Raw genomic sequence first — 785 nt, 5'->3', positions numbered from 1 at the left:
ATGGCCGTAGCCTTTCCCGCCCGCTTCGACAAATACCTATAAACCTAGCCCCACACACAAACAACTTGACACGCTCTCATGAGATCGTTCCGGTTCGTCCTGCAAGAATGTCTCACCACATCGATCCGGCAGACAACCCGTGGATGAAAATGCCCCAACTGGGCAAAAAGGAATGTCTCGAGACATCGTTCCTACATGCTGGAATGGTGGAAAAGAAGACTAAACCCGCCCCCAAAATCATCATTGAAACGATGCTCGCTGCCGGCATGACTCAGACTGAAGCAGCTGAACATTTCAACGTCAGCACGCGATGGATTCGAACGCTACACAAACGCTACAAAGAAGGCGGAATAAAAGCCCTAGAACCGCGTTCCAAACGCCCTCACACCAACCCCAGAGCACTAAATAACAACCTCGTCGACCGGATCCTCCAACTACGCCAGGAGCTCATAAACCGCGGCACAGACGCCGGAGCACACACCATTGGCTGGCACCTCGAACGCGAAGGCATTAACCCCCTGCCAGCACCATCAACAATTCATCGAATACTCGCAAACAACGACCAGGTCACACCACAACCCCAGAAGCGTCCTCGCAGCTCATGGATACGTTTTCAAGCCGACCAACCCAATGAAACCTGGCAAATGGATTACAGTGATTGGACAATAGCCAGCCACAAGCGTGTCGCCATCTTAACCATCCTCGATGACGGACCTGACCCCCATTTGGTGGACACCTGATATCCAGCCCAGTCGAGCTGGGAAGAAAGGTAATCTACCACCATG

1 pseudogene is annotated in these 785 nt (G+C 52.5%); it reads left to right on the top strand.

The annotated features are described in order from the left end of the window. Nucleotides 1–203 precede the first annotated feature (203 nt). Nucleotides 204–710 (top strand): annotated as a pseudogene (locus tag ABRP88_RS11380) (helix-turn-helix domain-containing protein); the annotation flags it as partial. Nucleotides 711–785: the final 75 nt, after the last annotated feature.

It is taken from the genome of Corynebacterium sp. KPL2734 (assembly GCF_040225595.1).
Taxonomy (GTDB): Bacteria; Actinomycetota; Actinomycetes; order Mycobacteriales; family Mycobacteriaceae; genus Corynebacterium; species Corynebacterium rhinophilum.
This window is presented reverse-complemented; position numbering and strand designations above follow the sequence as displayed.